The sequence below is a fragment of the Chloroflexota bacterium genome, assembly GCA_016875535.1.
GTDB lineage: Bacteria > Chloroflexota > Dehalococcoidia > SHYB01 > SHYB01 > VGPF01.
On the sequence record VGPF01000017.1, the window covers coordinates 1 to 14763 of the forward strand.

The following is a 14763-nucleotide window of genomic DNA, read 5'->3' on the forward strand; positions in this document are numbered from 1 at the left end:
GTTGATGATCTCCTCTGCCGCAAACCGTTTCCTTGGCATCGCTGCCTCCCTTTCCGTCCAGGCATTTTTTCACTTTGCGCCTGGTCTAGTTTTTGGGGGGCAGGTCACCAGCGAGTACATTGACGCGTACCGACGGGACATCAAGAACGCGACGCCGGTAGGCAAATTCGTGAACAATAAGTTCGCCCTGTGGGTGACAGCCATGTGCGCCGAGGATGAAGAAGAGGCGCTGAACATCCAGTGCCCCAACGTGAAGACCTACCTGGAGCACTCTCATGCGCTCCACGCCCCGTGGCTCAACGGCAATGCGCCTCACTCCTACCAGTGGCACTATGAGCACTTCGGCCAACTGTACGAGCAGGTGAAAAGTGTTGACATCAAAGAAGTGATCAAAGTGGGCCTGGGCAGCGCCTGCATCGGCAGTCCGGAAACGTGCCTGAAGATCCTCCAGCGCATGTCCGACGCCGGGGTAGACGAGGCGCTCTTCTTCATGCAATCATTCACCACACCGCATAAGGCGATCATGCGCTCCATCGAACTCTTCGCCAAAGAAGTGCGGCCGCGCATCAAGCCGCCCAAGCAGGCCGTGGGCGGGCAGCCGGCAAGCCACGGGCATCACGGGTAGGACCGATTCAGGCAGAGGAGGGACCGATGTATAAGGGCTATCGCTTCATAGAGGTAGACGCGCACATGCTGGAGCCGTCCGACATGTGGGTGAAGTACCTGGAGCCGAAGTTCCGGGATGAGATGCCCGTCTCCTCCACGGGCTACTACGGCGATCCTCCAGGCTTTCAGACCAAGGTCCAGATAGGCGAATATTTCATGCCCTTCGGCACCAAGGACCTGCCGCCCGCCGGGCTCCCTGGCCTGAAGGAGTCCTATGGAGACTACATCGCCAAAGGCTTTACGCCCGATTGCTACGAGACGGTTCTGGCGCGAACGGGCATTGACTACATGATGATGTTTCCCACGGTGAACTTGTACGTGACCACCGTCCTGAAACTTTCGCCGGCCACCGCCGCCGCCTACCGCCGCGCCTACAACAACTGGCTGTATGACTTCATCGTGCAGATCAAGGGCAGGCGGCTCCTCGGCGCAGGGGCGATAGACCTTCGGGACCCGGTGGAGGCGGCAAGGGAAGCGCGCCGCTGTGTGAAGGAACTAGGCTTTAAGGCAATCATGATCAACCCGGAGCCCGTGGGGGAGCACCGCCTGTACGACCCTCTCTACGACCCGCTGTGGAGCGAGCTGGAAGACCTGGATACGGCGCTGGCCGTTCATGTAGTCTCCGGCACCGCATCCGAGACCTGGACGCGGCACTATTTCCCGGCGCAGCGCCTCACCAAGGGTCGCAGCGCCTGCTCCTTCACCATCGGCAACATGCTGGCCTCCATGGCGCTCATCGCCGGGGGCGTGCTGGAGCGCCACCCCAAGCTGCGCGTGGTACACCTGGAATCGGGCGCGGGATGGACGGCCTTTTGGCTGGACCGGATGGACGCGTCGGTCGCCGGGGCCTTCCGCGGAACGCTTTTTGAAGGCGTGAAGAAGTCCCCCGTCGAGTACTTCCAGCGCCAGTGCTTCATATCGGCAGACCCGGACGACCCGGGCCTGAAGCCAGCGTACGAGACGCTTGGCACCGACAGCCTGGTGACGGCCACCGATTTCGGCCACCCTGAGGGAAAGGGTTACATCCACGCGCTGGAAGATATGCTGAAGCAGCCTATCCCGGATGATGTGCGACACAAGATGATGTGGGACAACGCGGCTCGGCTGTACGCCATCAGAGAGAACTAAGCGGGAGGCCGCTATGGCGCTGATCCAAAAAGATTTCCCGGTCTTCGACTGCGACGCCCATGTCACCGAATCGCCGGATATCTGGAACTACCTCTCCGTCCAGGAGCGGGAGGCCGTCAAGCCCTGGTTCTGGCCTGACGAGGACTTCATCGCCGTCAACGGCAAACGGGCCCTGCCGGCCACCTGGGGCAAGACGCGCACCAGCTTCGCCGCCAACTACCAGGGCCCGGAGCGCCGTGTCCCCAACCGCGCCGAAGTAGGCGGCCCCGGCGTCACAAAGAGGCTCTTGCGCAAGCTCTCTACGATGCAGCTGACAGAAGAGCAGTTGAATTATGTCGAGCATAGAGGGGCCCGCGATCCGAAGGCGCGCATCGGGGACCTGAACCAGCAGGGGATAGACCAAGTGGTGGTTATCCCGCTCATGATGTTCGGCGCCTATCTCTTCATCGAAAACCCACAGGCGGCGGCACTCGTCGCACGGGCCTACAACGACTGGGCGAGCGATTGGTGCTCGGAAGACCGTCGCAGGCTCTTCCCTGCGGCAGTCATCCCGCTGCAGGACCCCAAGCTAGCCGCTGAGGAGTTGCGCCGTGTGGCGGCTAAGGGCTTCAAAGTCGCCATGATACGCCCGGTGGACGTGAACGGCGGCTACCCGAACCACTCTGGCATGGAGCCGCTGTGGCAGGCCTTTGCCGATACCCAGGTTTTAGTGGCGATGCACTCCCTGCCGCGAGCCACCATCCCAACGCTGAACCCCACGGGCAGGCAGAACGGCGCAGGCGACCTCCTGTGGAAGGTGGGCAACCCCAAGCAATTGCGGGAGCCGACGGAGCCGCAAGGGTTCGTCTTTGAGGCGATGGTATGGACGATCAATATGCTGATGTCCGGCTTCTTTGAGCGGCATCCCGATGTTTCGCGCATGGCGATCATGGAGTCGAACGCCTCCTGGCTCCCGATGCTGCTTGAGCAATGCGATCGCGCCTTCCCGATGTACCGCAACCAGCGCCCAGCGAAACTCTCGCAAACGCCCAGCGAGGTATTCCTAGACCGCATCTTCATCTCCTTTGAAGGCGATGAGTCCACCGTCTACCGCCAACATAAGTTCTTCGAGAACATCGGCATATGGGCCTCGGACGCCTATCACCATGACGGCTCAGACGCCTGGTCGGCCATGCGGGAGATGCAGTCCTGCAAGGTGCCGCAGGCGACGATCAAGAAGTTCATGGGGGAGAATGCGCGCCGGATGTACCGCATCCCGCCGCAGACCTTCACTTCGCTTGAGCCGGAGGCCTACCCGCGTCCCGATTGGTACCCCAAAGAGGCGGAGATCGAACGGGAATACGCCCACCTGGCGAACCGGGCTTAGGCCGCCGGGCAATGGCACGCGTCCCTTATATCACCCAACCGCCCGCATCCGCGGAAGGGCGCGAGGCCTTCGAGTTCATCACCCGCCGACGGGATCGCATCTCCCGGCTCTTCTCCACTTACATGAACAGCCCCAGGGTGGCGAAGCATCTCTACGCGCTGATGGAATATCTGCGCTATGACGCGAAGCTCGAGCCAACGATAAAAGAGACCGTTATCTGCACGGTCTCAAAGGTGATGAAGAACGCCTGGGAATACGATAGCCACGCCATCCTCGCCCGCCATCACGGTGTGCGCGAGCAGGTCCTGAAAGCGATTGAGACGGGGAACACTCGTAGACTGAAGCCCGAGGAGCGGCTCTGGATCCGATTCACCAAACAGACGATGGCCTGCAAGATAGACCAGAAGACCTATGACGCCGCCCAGAAGGCCCTCGGCAATCAGGGCATTATCGAAATCATGGCCATCATCGGCTGTTACGTTATGCTGAGCTACGTTGTGCTAGGCCTGGATGTGGACATCGCCTCCGGGAACCCGCCGCATCCGCTGGACGACGTTCCGAAGCCCGTCTAGCCCTAGCGCCTGCTGGCAGAGAGCGCCCCAAAGGTCGCGACACAAAAGGGGACGCAGTAGGTCAGCGGAATCTTCCAGTAGAGCGCGGCTGGGAAGTCGCCTTTCGCCAGCACAGTCCCCTGGTTAATGGCGGTTAGCGCCGTGCCTACAATGAGCGCCACAATGAGCGAACGCCGCAAGATAGCCCAGTGGCGCAGGGCGCAGCGAAAGCACCTCACCAGCACGCGGCCATCCCCTTTAAGGGAGTAGGTGTGGCCAACCAAGCAGTTACACCGTTCACAGCGTTCTTGGACCATCGCACCGCTAGTCTACCAAGAGATTGACAGCTAGAGGAGACTTAGCGGTAACCAAGCACGTGGAGAGGCCTATGCACCCCCTCATCATTGAAGTGGCGATGAACGAGCTGATGCCCAAGGAGGAGAACCCTCACGTACCTTACGGGCCGGAAGAGGTGGCAAAGGATGCCGCCGCATGCATCGAGGCGGGCGCCGCGATGCTGCACTTCCACGCCCGCGACCCGCGCACTGGGGAGCAGCGCTGGACGGACGACCGCCTCTACGCGGACTCCATCAGGCGCATCCACAAGGCAGGCGTCAGCAAGGACGTCGTCTTCTACCCCACGTACAAGGGTCTGACCGAAGCCTCCCTTTCCCACATCATCGCCCTTGCCAAAGACCCTGAAGTGCGCCTCACGATGGCGCCGCTGGACATGGGCGCTGTGCTGCTGAACAAGTACGATAGCCGCACCAAGACCTTTGCGAACCCGGAATCGGGAAAGGTCTTCACCCACGCGCAGGAGATTTTCTGGTACAACCTGGTGAACGCCCACGGCCTGCGCCCCTACAACGGCTGCGCCGAGCCGGGGCATATCCGTCACCTTCTAGCCTATATGGATATGGGCTTGGTGCAGGAGCCGGTGCTCATCAAATATTTCTGCTCCGTGGACGGCCCCTACGGCATGCCCCCGACGCCTCGCGGGGTGCAGATGTATACGGAGATCGTGCGGGAGCTTGCGCCGAAGCTGAACTACGCGTGGTTCGTGATGTGCTACGGCCAGGCCATCATCCCCATGGCGGCGCAGGCGATCGTCTCCGGCGGGCATATCCGCATCGGCCTTGGCGATGAGACCTGGTCGGACGCACAGCCGCGCCCGACCAACGCCGACCTTGTGCGGCGCGTTGTGACGATGGCGAAGGCCTGCGGGCGGGAGATCGCGACCCCGCGCCAGGCGCGGGAAATCATGGGCCTGCGGGCCGCCTGAGCACGGCTCCGCTACGGCTCGTTCGTCATCAGTGTCACGCCCGGCACCGCGGAGAGGCAAAAGTAGAGGACGCGCTTGCAGTTGGGCACTTGATTGATGGCCGTGCCGCGCAGCTGGCGCACCGCCTCCGCGTGGGCGTTCCACCCCTGCAGGAAGGCCTCCGCCATCATACCGCCGCTTGTGTTCACAGGCAGTTCGCCGCCGTGGGAGATTCGCCCACCCTTGATCCACTTGAGGCCTTCGCCACGAGGAGCGAAGCCCAGCCCTTCAAGTCCCCACAAGGCGGCGACGCTGAAGTTGTCATACATCTGCACGCAATCTATGTCCTTGAGCGTGACGCCCACGGAGTCCAGGCCATCCCGCTTGAGGCCCTGGCAGGCGGTGGTCCACAGCTCAGGGTCCAGGTACCGCTCAAAGAGCGCCACCTGGGTCGCGATGCTGGTGAAGTAGACGGGCTTCTGCTTCAGCGCCCTGGCCCGGTCAGCCGTCGTGAGGATCAAGGCCACTGCGCCATCGTTGATCAGGCAGTAGTCATAGAGGCGCAAGGGTTTGGCGATGTAGCGCGCCTGCACGTATTCATCCAAGGTGATCCTATCGCGAAGGATGGCGCGCGGGTTGTTGACGGCATGGTTGCGTATCTGCACGGCGATCTCGCCAAGCTCCTCTTCCTTCGCGCCGTAAAGGTGCTGATAGCGGGTGAAGCCCATGGCGTAGGTGGCCCCGGCTGAGGTCATGCCGTATGGCCGGTCGTACAGGTCGCCATCATTGACGCCCCCGAACTTGTTGCCCTGGGCGCGGAAGGCGACGCTGTTGAAGGCCACAACGTAGTTGGCCATGCCGCTCAGGAGCGCGCCTGCGGCCTGCGAGAGCATGGTGGGCATCTGGCGGCCCGCGCGCTGGTACTCGTTCACGTACCGCGCCCGCTTCATGCCGCAGCGGTAGGCCGCCGTAACGTAGGAGGTGCCGCCTGCGATGAGCCCATCTATCTGTGATAGCTGGAGGCCGGCATCGTCCAGAGCCTCCTTGAAGGCAGCGACGAACATCTCGTCTTGGGTGCGGGCCTTATCAGGCTTGTCCCACAACTCGCGGAAGTTGCTGGCGCCCACGCCGACGATGGCGATCTTGTCGGCAAAGTCCTTGTTACTCATGGGAGGCAGAGCCTACGGGCTAGCCGAAGAGGAGTCAACCGCTTCGGAAGCAGCGCGTTCAGGCGCGGGAGCCGATGCAGCGGCCGCCCTTTCTATTGAAGGGGCCAGGTGCCACTGCTACAATCCTCCTACAGATTCGCAACACCGTCCCTCAGGGAGCCACCGTGGTACTCAGCGACCGCACAATCAAGGAAGAGCTTAAGGCCAAGCGCATCATCATCGAGCCTCTCGCGGAGCGCGCCGTCCAGCCTGCAAGCGTGGACGTTCACCTGGATAACCGCATCCTGGTCTTCCGCAACTCCCTGCGGCCGTACATAGACGTGCGCCAGGACGTGAGCGACCTGACGGAGATGGTGCTGATCACGGACGATAAGCCCTTCATCCTGCACCCCGGCGAGTTCGTCCTCGGCTCCACGCTCGAAGATATCGGCATCCCGAACGACTTAGTGGCGCGCCTGGAGGGCAAAAGCTCCCTGGGCCGCCTGGGCCTGCTCATCCACTCCACGGCCGGGTATGTGGACCCCGGCTGGCGCGGCCATCTGACCTTGGAGTTGAGCAACGTCGCGAAGCTGCCCATCACCCTGTACTACAAGATGCGCATCGGCCAGCTCTCCTTCATCCGCCTGACCACGCCCGTGGACAATCCCTACGGCTCCGCGGCCCTTGGGAGCAAGTACCAAGGTCAGACGGTGCCCACGGCGAGCAAGATCCACAAAGACTTCAAAGGCTAGCCCCGGCCATGAGCAGCGGCCCCTCCAGCTCTATGCGGCGGGCCCTGGAACTCGCCCAAAGCATCCTTGGGACAACGTCGCCGAACCCAGTCGTCGGCTGCGTCATCGTCAAGAACGGCGCTGTCATCGGCGAAGGCGCCACGCAGCCGCCGGGCGGGCCCCACGCGGAGCGCGTGGCCTTAGATCACGCAGGCGAGGCGGCCCGAGGCGCGACGATGTACGTTACCCTGGAGCCGCATAACTTCCAGGGGAGAACCTCACCCTGCACTGTGGCCATCATCGAGGCAAAGATATCTGAAGTCCACATCGCTACGATTGACCCGAACCCACAGGTGAACGGCACAGGCATCGGCGACCTGAAGGCAGCGGGCATCAAGACGACGCTGGGCGATGGAGAGCGCGAATCGCGCAGGATCAACGAGGCCTATATCAAGTGGGTGACCGCCAAGCGCCCCTACGTCTACGCCAAGTTCGCCATGAGCCTGGACGGCAAGATCGCCACGCGCACCGGCGATTCCAAATGGATCACCAGCGAAGCGGCGCGCGCCAAGGCCCACGAGCTGCGCAGCATAGTGGACGCCATCATGGTGGGCGCCAACACCGTCCATCGGGACGACCCTCGCCTGACGGCGCGCCTCTCTGGCGATGCGCCTGCTAAGCGCCAGCCCCTGCGGGTCATCGTGGACAGCCGGGGGCGCACGCCTGCCGCCGCAAAGCTCCTGCAAGAGCCGGGAAAGACGCTCATCGCCGTTACGGCCAATGCACCCACCTCAACGTGGTCGAACCTCATCGGCGCAGGGGCGGAAGTTATCGTCGCGCCGGAGGCTAACGGCAAGGTGGATTTGAATCATGTGCTTGACGTTCTAGGCAAGCGCTCTGTCACGAGCGTCCTTGTGGAAGGCGGCGGCGAACTGCTCGCCTCCCTCTTTGAACAGCAGTTGGTGGACAAGGTCTACGCCTTTATCGCGCCTATCATCGTGGGCGGACGTGAGGCGGTGACACCGGTGGAGGGGAAAGGGATCAGGAAGATCGCAGAGGCGCTGCGACTGAAGGAGCGAACGATGACGCACTTGGGAGACGACTTGCTCATCGAGGGGTATCTCTAAAGCGATGGTGACCACATGTTCACAGGCATAATCGAAGAGCTTGGGCGCGTGGAGGCCATGAAGAACGGCGACCTCCGCATCGCCGCGAAGACCGTGCTCAAAGGCACCAAGCTCGGCGATAGCATCTCGGTCAACGGCGCGTGCCTCACGGTGACGCGCCTTACCAAGGATGGCTTTTCCGTCCACGTGGTCCCTGAAACCTTCCGCCGCACCGACCTCGGCGCGCTGAAGCCGGGTTCACCCGTGAACCTGGAGCGCGCGCTGGCCGCGGGCCAACGCATGGGCGGCCACATGGTGCAGGGCCATGTGGACGGGACGGGAACGATCGCGGCGATCAAGAAAGAGAAGAACGCCCTGCTGATACGCTTCACAGCCCCTGGAAAGATCCTGCGCTACGTGGTGGAGAAGGGCTTTATCGCCATAGACGGCGTGAGCCTCACGGTGGTGAGCGTGGACGGCAGAGGCTTCACCGTGACGCTCATCCCCTTCACGCGCACGCACACCGTGCTGGGGAGCAAGCGGGTGGGCCATCACGCCAATCTGGAGATTGACGTGATGGCGAAGTACGCGGAGCGGCTGGCGAAGCGGCGGTAGGGCAAGCCGAAACGACGGCGCTACGATGCTGTCGGAATGACTGCCTTCCCCTTCGCCTTGGCCGCCTTGGCTCGTTCCCACATACGGCAGAAGGCGCAGACCTCGCCCGTCGTCGGCTCGCCGCACCGGCTGCAGGCGTTGAGCGTCACCCCCGCCTCATCCCGGTGGAGCACCGGTTGGAGGCTCTTTAAGAAGCCGTCCACAAAGGCCTGCTTTGATCCGGGTGATGCCGCCTCGATGGCGTTCAGCGCTTCTTTGTAGACGATGGACTGGGCACCCTGGGCGTTCGGGCACTCCTCTTCGATGTAGTCAATCCCCTTGATAAGCACATAGCTCAGCGTCTCGCGCTCGGTGAAGGTGTACAGCGGCTTCACTTTCTTCGCTAGGTGCGGGTGCGTGCTCTCCAGCACCGGCGATTGGCGGGCCAGGTAGTCCATCTGCCAGTGGAGGACGTTGCCCATCAGCGTAGCCGCCTCATCGTCCAAGTTGTGGCCGGTGGCCAGCACGTTGTAGCCGTGCTCGTGCGCCACCTGGTTCAGCAGGTAGCGCTTGGTGAGGCCGCAGCCGGAGCAGGGGACGCGCCGCAGCGCCTTGGAGAGCTCGGAGATGCCTATTAGGCCATCGCCGTACTCCGCCCGCACGTCCTTCACAATGAGCGGCAGCCCGCGCTCGCCCGCGAAGGCCATGGCCTTCTCCTTGGAGCGCATCGAGTAGTCGCTGATACCTAGGTCAATGTAGAGGCCCGCCGTCTGGTACCCTGCGCGGACCAGCACGTCCCACAGCGCCAGGCTGTCCTTGCCCCCGGAGACGGCCACCAGGATCTTGTCCTGGAGGGTGAACATCTTCTTGGCCTTGATATTCCGCTCCACCTGGCGCTCAAAGAACTCGGTGTAGTGGGGCGCGCAGTAGGCGGCGTGATGCCGCTTTAGCTCCACCCAGGCGCGCTCTTGGCACTTCAGACAGCGCATGGCTACGCGCCCCCCGAGATGGCGGAGAGGATCTCGATCGTCTCGTCATCCTTCACAAAGGCGTCACGGGTTAGCAGGACCCTGCCCTGGATGGCGATGAAGTTCTCCGGATTGAGCTGGAGCTCCTTCATGATGTCGCTGACTTGCCTGCCGCCCTGGATGGCGACCTCGCGGCGGCGCGGCTGGCGGATGATAACCTTCATAGGCCTCTCCAGGTGACGTACGTAGCATTATATATCGGACTTCCTGGTATGCGGAGGCGCACAGGAACCGATTAGCGCAGCGCCGCATCAAACCTACGCACGGGAGGAAAACCCTGGGCTGTACGCTTGACTGCGGCCCGGGCCTTCTCTAGTATTCCTGGTAGGAGATACCGGAAGAGGAACAGCGTGGGGAAGCATCGCATCTTCAAGCATAGGCACAGGCATGACGGCGATGACGGCTGTCATGATGCCTCCGGCTTTGACTGTCGGGAGGTCCACAAGCACGCCTCTGACATGGTGGACGGCGATATGCCGAAGCCCATGGCGGAGCGCATCAGGCAGCACCTTGGCTTCTGTCCTCCCTGCCAGGCCCTCCTCAATTCCGTAGCCAAGACCGTCGGCCTCGTCAAGAGCGTTCCGAAAGCCAAATGTCCTGAGTCTCTGAAAGCCTCCATCCTCGAAAAGACCAAGACCGCCAAGTAACCGCCTCCCTTCCTCTCTCCTGCGCGTTCTTCTGAAGCCACCCTCTCCATGCCTCTCTTTCGCAGCAGCCGTAACCCCTCCTCATCAAACGCACCCTCAACTAACCCCCTTGCCGAAGGCCGCCGCCTTATGGACGGCGGGCTGTGGAAGGGCGCCATCACCTCCCTCACACAGCATCTTCGCAGCAACCCCGCTGACACTGACGCCCTCAGCCTTCGCGGTGCCGCTTATGTCATGTCCGGTCGCTATAAGAAAGCGCTCCCTGATCTCGAAAAGGCCCTGGAGCAGAATCCACGCCACCTAGAGGCCCTTCTCAATCGCGCCGCCGCCTTGGACCACCTCGGCCTGCAACCTGCGGCTCTCAGCGACTACTCACGCGCCATAGAAGTAGCGCCGGAAGATGCGCGCACCTGCAACGGCCGGGGCATCGTTTCCATGAACATGCGCGATTTCGAAAAGGCCCTGGAAGACTTCCAGCAGGCCCTACGGCTGGAGCCCAAGGAATGGCTCCACTACTTCTCGCGGGGGATGGCCCTGTACAACCTCGCCCGCTACCCGGAAGCCATCGCCGATTTCAATGTGGTCATCCGCCATGAGCCGAAGGAGTCGGAGGCCATTCTCCATCGCGCCCTCTGCTACGCAGCACTGGGCCAGGATGAGAAGGCCCAAGCCGATGCCGAGGAGTGCCGCAAGCTCGGCCTGGATCGGAAGGCCGTCAACCGCCTCCTGGACAAGAAGCGGAAGGAACGCGCCGCCTGACCCGCGATTCCGCTGATATAATGATCGCGTCGCACCACATCCCTCGTGACGCCTGGAGTTCGCCCAATGTCTGACGAGATCAAGAGCGCCTATGAAAAGGCCATGGAACGGGTTGCGGGGCTCAAAGCGCCTACCCCAAAGCAAAAACTCGAATGGGACGGCGTCCCCAAGGGGCAAAAGCTCGCCGCCGACTTTCTGAAGGGGAAAGACGACCCCCTCTCCGCCCTCAACGCCCACGAGCAATCGCTGCGCCCCTATGTGCTCAAAGGCGCGATTGACGTCCTAGTTGCCAACATCGCCCTCCCGCGGACGCCGCTAGCGGAAAAGAGCGTGAAGCGCTCCGTGGAAGGCGTCCGCCTCCTCCTTGGGAGCAAGCCTCAGACCAAGGAGATCGTGACGCGCGTCAACTATGTGCTGGATCAGTACAAAAGCCACGGCGAGCAGCAGCGCCAGCAGGTCCTGCAGCAGCTGAAGCAGCAGTTCGCCATGCAGCTTCAGCAGGCGGCCCAGCAGCGCGGCGTTCAGGTCCCGCCCAATGCCAATGTGGAGTCCATGCCGGAGTTCCAGCAGGAGTGGCTGCGCGTCCGCGCCCAGCTGGACCAGCAGTACGATGAGCACCTGGAGAGCTTCCGCGAGGCGATCAAGGCCCTCGTGCAGGTCTAGCTGTGGAGAACGCCGAAGAGCGCATCGCCAAAGCCCTGGAGCAGACCAGGGTCGTCCGCCCGCCCAAGCAGTTCCTGGCCACCTTTGGGGTGACGAATCTCAAGTATTTCCTGGTCACAGAGCCTATCTTCGCCGAGTTCGATGCCAATGCGGGTCCAGAATCCGTGATCCGCGAAGGGAAGGTCATCGCCAAGCGGCCCGAGGTAGTGACGCCCGGCTATCTCCTCAACCTCCAAGGTTTCGGTGATGAGGCGCGCCACTACTTCCAGATGATGGCGCGCCAATACGGAACGAATGCTCCCGGCCTGATGTACACCTATCGCAACGAGGTCGGCGGCATGAACATCGTTAGCGGCGAGCCGGAGACCGTGGCCCAGCGCATCAAGGGCGATCTGGACGGCCGAAGCGAGCACCTCGCCGTCGTCATTAGGGGCCCGGACGAGCTGTGGGACGTCGCCCTCCTCAAATTCATCTACGAGTTCACCGCCTCCTCCGTAGCCGGTAACGTCGGCGAATTGAGCGGCCGTGGCCTCCTCGACCCCGACCCCACCGGCGTCCCCCGCGCTGCCATCGAGCGCATCGAAGCACTCTTCCGCCAAGTCGAGGGCGGCCTAGATCCAACCACCCTCAAGCGGGAGCTGGACCGCTGGGGCCTATTCCGCCACTATGAAGACCGGTTCTTGGGGCTCTTCAAGAAGCGTTGATTGCCCCTTTCCGGCAGGCGGTGCTAGACTGAAGTCCACCCGCTCATAACAGAAGGGACTCGCCAATGGTGCAAACGGCCAAGGAGACGGGAAGTGTCCTCCTCGCGAAGCCACGCGGCTTCTGCGCCGGGGTGGAGCGCGCCATAGACATCGTGGAGATCGCCCTGGAGATGCACGGGCGGCCCGTCTACGTGCGCAAGGAGATCGTCCATAACCCACACGTGGTGGAGGACCTGCGCAAGAAAGGCGCAATATTCGTCGAGTCCGAAGACGAAGTGCCGGAGGGCGCCGTGGTCATCTTCAGCGCCCACGGCGTGGCCCCTGCCGTGCGCAACAATGCCCAAAGCCGCAAGCTCACCACGATAGACGCTACCTGCCCTCTGGTAACCAAGGTCCACGTTGAGGCCATCAAGTACGTGAAGGAGGGCTTCTCCATCCTCCTCATCGGCCACGCCGGCCACGATGAGATCATCGGCACCATGGGGGAAGCGCCCAACAGCATCCAGCTCATCGAAGATGTGGAGGACGCCGAAAACGTCAGCGTGAAGGACCCCAACAAGGTCGTCTGCCTCACTCAGACGACCTTGAGCATAGACGATACGAAGGAAGTGGTGGACGCCCTCAAGCGCCGCTTCCCCAATATGCATACCCGGAATGACATCTGCTACGCCACCCAGAACCGGCAGGCGGCAGTCAAGGACCTTGCCAAGCGCGTTGACCTCATCCTCGTCGTCGGCGCGGCGAACAGCTCCAACTCCGTCCGCCTGATGGAAGTGGCGCGCGCCCAAGGCGTAAAGGCACACCGCATCGCCGACGTGAAAGAGGTACGCCCCGATTGGCTCCAGGGGGTCGCCTCTATCGGTGTCACCTCTGGTGCGTCAACGCCTGAGGTAAAGGTTACTGAGGTGGTGGACTACCTGAAATCCAAGGGGCACGTCGCCGCCAGGGAAATCAAGGTCGTTGACGAAAACGTGACATTCTCCCTCCCAAAGGAACTGCGCGACCACCGGAAGAAGTAGTCCGATATGGCCTCTTCCCGGCCTAATCCTTTTTCCATCAACCGGCGTATCCTAAGCTAGACCCATGCGCTCTCCCTACAGGCGGCTCTGGACTGCCCTCCCCATCGTCGCTATCGCCGCGCTGCTTGTCGTCTCCTGCGGAAGTGACTCCGGATCCCCCAAGCCGGACACACGCACGCCGCGCCCAACGGCGACCCTTGCGCCCACGGCCACGCCCGCTGAGACGCCTACCCCAACGCCGACGCCTCGCCCAACACCGCCGCCCACTGCCGCCGCGCTCAACCCCGTCACCCGCATCATCATCAGCACGACGCAACCTTCCGGCGGCGCGACAGCCGCCTTGGGAACCATCCAGCGCTTCAGCGCCACCGGCCTGCGCCCGTTGGAGCGCATCACCATCACCCACGTAGGACCCAGCGGCCCCAGCCAGCGCAAACACCTGCGGCGGAGCACTAGAGACGGAACCATCACCTGGCAGCGCTCGCTCCTGGATAACCAGCCGGGAACGTGGACGGCCCAGCTTCGCGGCGAGGCCGGCACGCGGTTCGACTATACCTACACCATCGCGCCGCTCGCCTTGCAGACGCGCACCTTCGTCAGCAAAGGGACAGAGTTCCACGTTTATGACACCCCGATGGCTGGCATCTTTTTCTACCCCGAGATACCCAACGCCTCCGCGGTTCTTGTGGCGCAGTATCACGATCTAGCGCGCAGGACGATCCTCCCGGCGCTCAACACCACGCTGGATGACGTCATTGACTTCTACTTGACGCCGAGCGTTGAAAAGATGCTGGCGGAGATACGCAACGGCGGCGCCACGGCCGGCGGCTATGAAGCAGGCGTCTCTCTCTATAGATACGAGCGCTCCGGCATTTACATTGACATGAGCGCCGACCCGGAGACGATGCCTCACGTGGTAGTGCACGAGATGGTGCACCAGATCACCGGGCGCATCGAAGGCAGCCGCCAAGCCCCGCTCTGGTTCATCGAAGGGCTGGCCGACCACTTAGGCCACCAGGCGGCTCTACCGCTCATGGGCGATGATGAGAGCCTCTGGCGAAGGGTCATGCGCAAGGCGGCCCGGGAAGGCATCCTGGCAAGCCGATGGGTGGACCTCAACGCCCTTGGCGACTACGACGCCTGGCACAAAGAGACCGACACGAAGCGAATCGAGCAATACTACGCCGAGTCATATGCCGCCATAGACTACATCGCCCGCACCTACGGGAACGGCGTCCTTCGCCAGCTCCTCGAAAAGCTGGCCGATAGCCCCAAAGACCTCGATGGCGTCTTCCGCTCGCTCTTCCAGATAGACTCCCATGCCCTCCAGGAGCAAGTCCGCGCCGATCTGCTTAAGCTCGATGACTTTGAGCTCCGCGCTAAGACCCTGAT

Annotated in this window: 17 protein-coding genes and 1 pseudogene; 14 read left to right on the forward strand and 4 right to left on the reverse strand. The window is 62.5% G+C overall.

The annotated features are described in order from the left end of the window. The first annotated feature begins 169 nt into the window (after positions 1-169). The 4 genes from FJ039_06400 to FJ039_06415 are packed head-to-tail and all read left to right on the forward strand — an operon-like array spanning position 170 to position 3732. Positions 170-625 (forward strand): hypothetical protein, encoded by a 456-nt coding sequence (locus FJ039_06400; protein ID MBM4405797.1) that lies wholly within the window; start codon positions 170-172, stop codon positions 623-625. Positions 626-651: 26 nt separating this feature from the next. Beyond that, entirely contained in the window at positions 652-1794 is a 1143-nt protein-coding gene (locus tag FJ039_06405) for an amidohydrolase (GenBank protein ID MBM4405798.1), read from the forward strand. A 13-nt stretch (positions 1795-1807) separates the two neighbouring features. Beyond that, on the forward strand, positions 1808-3160 hold the full coding sequence (locus tag FJ039_06410; GenBank protein MBM4405799.1) for a hypothetical protein: 1353 nt from the start codon (positions 1808-1810) through the stop codon (positions 3158-3160). Positions 3161-3171: 11 nt separating this feature from the next. Next, positions 3172-3732 carry a carboxymuconolactone decarboxylase family protein gene (locus FJ039_06415; protein MBM4405800.1) on the forward strand — a complete coding sequence of 187 codons (561 nt, stop codon included), beginning with the start codon at positions 3172-3174 and terminating at the stop codon, positions 3730-3732. A gap of 2 nt (positions 3733-3734) precedes the next feature. On the opposite strand, the gene FJ039_06420 is transcribed toward FJ039_06415, so the two are convergent. After that, the gene (locus FJ039_06420; GenBank protein MBM4405801.1) at positions 3735-3956 is read right to left on the reverse strand and encodes a hypothetical protein; all 222 of its coding nucleotides are present in this window, start codon (positions 3954-3956) and stop codon (positions 3735-3737) included. Positions 3957-4099: 143 nt separating this feature from the next. Here FJ039_06420 and FJ039_06425 point away from each other — a divergent pair, with 143 nt between their 5' ends. Then, the gene (locus FJ039_06425) at positions 4100-4993 is read left to right on the forward strand and encodes a 3-keto-5-aminohexanoate cleavage protein (protein ID MBM4405802.1); all 894 of its coding nucleotides are present in this window, start codon (positions 4100-4102) and stop codon (positions 4991-4993) included. An 11-nt stretch (positions 4994-5004) separates the two neighbouring features. On the opposite strand, the gene FJ039_06430 is transcribed toward FJ039_06425, so the two are convergent. Further along, positions 5005-6141, reverse strand: a complete 1137-nt coding sequence (locus tag FJ039_06430; protein MBM4405803.1) for a hypothetical protein — start codon at positions 6139-6141, stop codon at positions 5005-5007. A gap of 164 nt (positions 6142-6305) precedes the next feature. On the opposite strand from FJ039_06430, the gene FJ039_06435 reads away from it, so the two are divergent. Genes FJ039_06435 through FJ039_06445 form a run of 3 tightly spaced genes read left to right on the forward strand, consistent with a single transcriptional unit; the run spans position 6306 to position 8572 of the window. Next, positions 6306-6872: a dCTP deaminase gene (locus FJ039_06435; GenBank protein MBM4405804.1), complete on the forward strand. Its 567-nt coding sequence runs from the start codon at positions 6306-6308 to the stop codon at positions 6870-6872. Positions 6873-6904: 32 nt separating this feature from the next. Continuing rightward, positions 6905-7978: a bifunctional diaminohydroxyphosphoribosylaminopyrimidine deaminase/5-amino-6-(5-phosphoribosylamino)uracil reductase RibD gene (ribD, locus tag FJ039_06440; protein ID MBM4405805.1), complete on the forward strand. Its 1074-nt coding sequence runs from the start codon at positions 6905-6907 to the stop codon at positions 7976-7978. 15 nt (positions 7979-7993) lie between these two features. Beyond that, positions 7994-8572 (forward strand): riboflavin synthase, encoded by a 579-nt coding sequence (locus FJ039_06445; GenBank protein ID MBM4405806.1) that lies wholly within the window; start codon positions 7994-7996, stop codon positions 8570-8572. Between the two features lie 20 nt (positions 8573-8592). On the opposite strand, the gene FJ039_06450 is transcribed toward FJ039_06445, so the two are convergent. Both FJ039_06450 and FJ039_06455 read right to left on the reverse strand, forming a co-directional pair. Continuing rightward, complete coding sequence (locus FJ039_06450; GenBank protein ID MBM4405807.1) at positions 8593-9540, reverse strand: adenine nucleotide alpha hydrolase family protein; 948 nt, start codon at positions 9538-9540, stop codon at positions 8593-8595. A 2-nt stretch (positions 9541-9542) separates the two neighbouring features. Then, the gene (locus FJ039_06455; protein MBM4405808.1) at positions 9543-9743 is read right to left on the reverse strand and encodes a thiamine biosynthesis protein ThiS; all 201 of its coding nucleotides are present in this window, start codon (positions 9741-9743) and stop codon (positions 9543-9545) included. 186 nt (positions 9744-9929) lie between these two features. Here FJ039_06455 and FJ039_06460 point away from each other — a divergent pair, with 186 nt between their 5' ends. The 6 genes and pseudogenes from FJ039_06460 to FJ039_06485 all read left to right on the forward strand — a co-directional run bounded on the left by FJ039_06460 (position 9930) and on the right by FJ039_06485 (position 13639). Further along, on the forward strand, positions 9930-10226 hold the full coding sequence (locus tag FJ039_06460) for a hypothetical protein (protein ID MBM4405809.1): 297 nt from the start codon (positions 9930-9932) through the stop codon (positions 10224-10226). Positions 10227-10274: 48 nt separating this feature from the next. Continuing rightward, entirely contained in the window at positions 10275-10985 is a 711-nt protein-coding gene (locus tag FJ039_06465) for a tetratricopeptide repeat protein (GenBank protein ID MBM4405810.1), read from the forward strand. A gap of 66 nt (positions 10986-11051) precedes the next feature. Next, on the forward strand, positions 11052-11648 hold the full coding sequence (locus tag FJ039_06470) for a hypothetical protein (protein ID MBM4405811.1): 597 nt from the start codon (positions 11052-11054) through the stop codon (positions 11646-11648). Positions 11649-11671: 23 nt separating this feature from the next. Beyond that, positions 11672-12352: a hypothetical protein gene (locus tag FJ039_06475; protein MBM4405812.1), complete on the forward strand. Its 681-nt coding sequence runs from the start codon at positions 11672-11674 to the stop codon at positions 12350-12352. 65 nt (positions 12353-12417) lie between these two features. Beyond that, positions 12418-13371, forward strand: coding sequence for a 4-hydroxy-3-methylbut-2-enyl diphosphate reductase (locus FJ039_06480; GenBank protein ID MBM4405813.1), 954 nt, complete (start codon positions 12418-12420; stop codon positions 13369-13371). A gap of 175 nt (positions 13372-13546) precedes the next feature. Further along, positions 13547-13639: pseudogene (locus FJ039_06485) on the forward strand (PEP-CTERM sorting domain-containing protein). Positions 13640-14763: the final 1124 nt, after the last annotated feature.